Source organism: Microcystis sp. M53603_WE2 (genome assembly GCF_030065435.1).
Map to the genome: position 1 here is coordinate 1 of NZ_JASJFF010001022.1, position 3252 is coordinate 3252.

General features: G+C 44.7%; 4 protein-coding genes. 2 read left to right on the forward strand and 2 right to left on the reverse strand.

Annotated elements, in window-relative coordinates; translation table 11 throughout:
• Both PX481_RS21520 and PX481_RS21525 read left to right on the forward strand, forming a co-directional pair.
• Positions 1-804 (forward strand): efflux RND transporter permease subunit (locus PX481_RS21520; protein WP_288095897.1); only part of this gene is annotated, 804 nt, incomplete at its 5' end.
• A gap of 144 nt (positions 805-948) precedes the next feature.
• Positions 949-1941, forward strand: a complete 993-nt coding sequence (locus tag PX481_RS21525) for an aldo/keto reductase (protein WP_288095899.1) — start codon at positions 949-951, stop codon at positions 1939-1941.
• A 210-nt stretch (positions 1942-2151) separates the two neighbouring features.
• Here PX481_RS21525 and PX481_RS21530 read toward each other — a convergent pair whose 3' ends face one another.
• Complete coding sequence (locus PX481_RS21530) at positions 2152-3000, reverse strand: ADP-ribosylglycohydrolase family protein (protein ID WP_288095901.1); 849 nt, start codon at positions 2998-3000, stop codon at positions 2152-2154.
• 8 nt (positions 3001-3008) lie between these two features.
• The coding region (locus PX481_RS21535; RefSeq protein ID WP_288095904.1) for a DUF4115 domain-containing protein at positions 3009-3252 on the reverse strand (244 nt) is incomplete at its 5' end.

A 3252-nucleotide genomic window follows, 5' to 3' on the forward strand; every position in this document is an offset into this window, starting at 1 on the left:
GAGATAGAAACTCTGCAAAATTTGCGCGTTCCTAGCAGTAATGGGACGTTAGTACCGCTTAACTCGGTGGCGACAATTAGCTTAGGTAGTGGACCTGCGGAAATTCAACGCTTTAACCGTCAACGTCAGGTTAATATTGGAGCTAATTTAGAGGGAGTTTCTTTGGGAAGTGCGGTGACACAAATTCGCACTTTACCAATCATGAAAAACTTACCCCCAGAGGTGACAGAAGAACCCTTTGGTGATGCTCGTATTATGCGCGATATCTTCGCTCGTTTTTTGGGGGCATTAAGTTTAGCAATTATTTCGATCTATGGGATTCTGGTCTTGTTGTATAACAATTTTCTCTATCCCCTAGCGATTTTAACTTCCCTTCCTTTATCGATTGGTGGTACTTTAATCGCTCTTTTAATTACCCAAAAAGAGTTAGGTTTATACGCTTTAATTGGCATAGTTTTACTGATGGGATTAGTCACTAAAAATGCGATTCTGTTAGTCGATTTTGCCCTGAGTGGCATTGAGGCAGGGAAACCGCAGTTTCAGGCGATGATTGATTCGGGAGTCTCTCGTTTACGACCAATTATTATGACCTCCGTTTCCACAATTGCCGGGATGTTACCGATTGCTTTAGCTTTGGGTGCAGATGGGGAAATTCGCGCACCGATGGCGATTGCCGTTATTGGTGGTTTTACCACTTCCACCCTGTTAACTTTGGTGGTTGTGCCGGTAATTTTTACTTATATCGATAGTTTTTACTATTGGTTGCGGGGATTATTTGTTAAACAAAAACCTAAGTCGATTTAGTACAGAAAACGGGTTTCTCGGAGAAACCCGTTTTCTTCTCATGCACTCATGCAAAAAGGGGAATAAATAATCAGTCTTTAATAACCAGATTTAGTATAAAATATCTTGCTGAAAGCTTGAGAAAAAACCCAGAGAAACTAACCCATGAATCCCTTGACAGTCACACATCAAACTCTATCCCTTCCCCCCATGGGCTGCGGTACTTGGGCCTGGGGAAATCGTCTTCTCTGGGGTTACGATGAGAGTATGGATAGCCAGTTACAAGCGGTTTTTAATCTCTGCGTCCAGTGGGGTGTCACCCTATTTGATACGGGAGACTCCTACGGGACAGGCAAACTCAACGGACAGAGTGAGAAGCTATTAGGACGCTTTACAGGGGAATATAGCGGTTATAACGCTGATCATATCCGTATTGCCACCAAACTCGCCCCTTATCCTTGGCGTTTAACCCGTCATGCCATGGTGAAAGCTTGTCAAGCTTCGGCAACCAGACTAGGCCGCCCGGTGGATTTAGTGCAAATGCACTGGTCAACGGGCAATTATGCGCCATGGCAGGAGGGGGGATTATTAGACGGATTGGGGGATTGTCTGGAAAAGGGGTTAGTTAAAGGAGTCGGTTTATCCAATTTTGGACCGAAAAGATTGAAGTCTGCCTATCAAAAGTTTGCCAGTCGCGGCATTCCTATTACCAGTTTACAGGTACAGTATTCTCTCCTTTCTACCTATCCTCTCACTGACTTGGGATTAAAGGAACTATGTGAGCAATTGGGTATTAAAATTATTGCCTATAGTCCCTTAGCTTTGGGGTTATTAACCGGGAAATATCGAGATAATAAAAACTTACCCCCAGGATTACGTCGCTTCCTTTTTGGTCAATTAATTCCCGCTATTTCTCCTCTGATGAGTTGCCTAGAAGTTATCGCCCAAGCTAAAAATAAGACTATTAGTCAAGTTGCCTTAAATTGGTGTATCTGTAAGGGAACAATTCCTATACCCGGAGCTAAAAATGTTCGGCAAGCTGAGGAGAATTTAGGCGCTTTAGGATGGAGTTTAGACAGTGGGGAAATAGCAGAATTAGATAAAATTGCCGCAGGTTTGGATAAAAAAATGGTACAAAATATCTTTCAAACTAAGTAGGGTATGCTGAATAAATCTAAAAACCTTGTTGGATAAGGCTTTTAGACTTTTTTGACCTCAAAAAGTGCCGACCATTGGAGTGATTGGGGGGAAAATCCCTGGACTTTTTCCCTGAAAATTAGGTAATTGACCCCCTCAAAATCGGTAAAACCCCACACCCCACACCCCACACCCCACACCCCACACCAGGAAAAACTTTTTCAGCAACCCCTACTTATCTTGAGAGACCAATTTTAAGCTGGGACGGGGTTGGATTGTTCCCCCGTAATCGACGGCAGTATGGGGAGATAGGACAAGATGAGGAGATATACCCAAAGAAATTCGATATATTTCCCCAGCTTTATCGATTAATTGCTGTTTAACTGGCTCTTTCGGCAAATTTTGCCGCCAGGCTAGGGGAATCCCCTCGATACCGTTGTACAATCCCGCCCAAATTCCCGCTAAAGTGGTGGTTAATTGCCGTTGATAGGGACTATAATTAGCGCGACGCACGCTCACGGCGAAATCCTCAGTCGTTTGCAGAAAGGTATAGAGAGAAGCTGCGATCGCAATTCCTAAAGGTGAGATCTCTTTCGCCCAAGCCGATAAAATGGACTCGAAGGGATGATTCTGCCCTAAAGCTGACTGAATCTGCTCTAATAGCTTATTCTTGGGGTTAATAGTTAGTAATTGCCCGATTAACTGATTTAAAGGCCTTTTTCCCTCTAATAACAGACCTACTGCCTCTCCCCAAATTATCGCTTCTTGTCGGGTTAACTCGGAAATTAAGCCCTTTTTCAGCCAAAAATTTAATCTAGCTTGCCAACGTTCCCCATGGTCAGGCCAGGTTAAAATCTCCGGCAACAGCACAAATAATAACGCCGATTCCGACTGCTGCTTGGCTGCGATCGCAAGGGAAAAATCCTCCTTAGATTGCAGTGCTTGCAAAAGCAGGGTCGTCCTCGGTGTAGCCTCATAGTTAAAGGCTGGTATTAGGGGTTGATTATGCAAGGATTCCCCAATATATGCCCCGATTAACCCTCCCTGAAGGCGATCGAGGGGTGAAAAGACCTTTTGCATAAATTAGCTCAATTTGCCCGGTAGGTGACTTCCTCGACTTTGCCCGGTTGCCCCAGTTGTTTAGCATTGGCATTATTAACAGCAACGTAAACCCCGCCGGCATTACCCGCTCTCACGGTTAATTCTCGGTTTGCTTGCCAAGTGCGATGGCTTCCCTGGGGCAGTACACCCTCAAATTCTGTCTTGCCATCCACCACCACCCGCAGCCAGCAGTCATCTTCCAGTTTTACCTCCACCACCAGCTGCTGATTA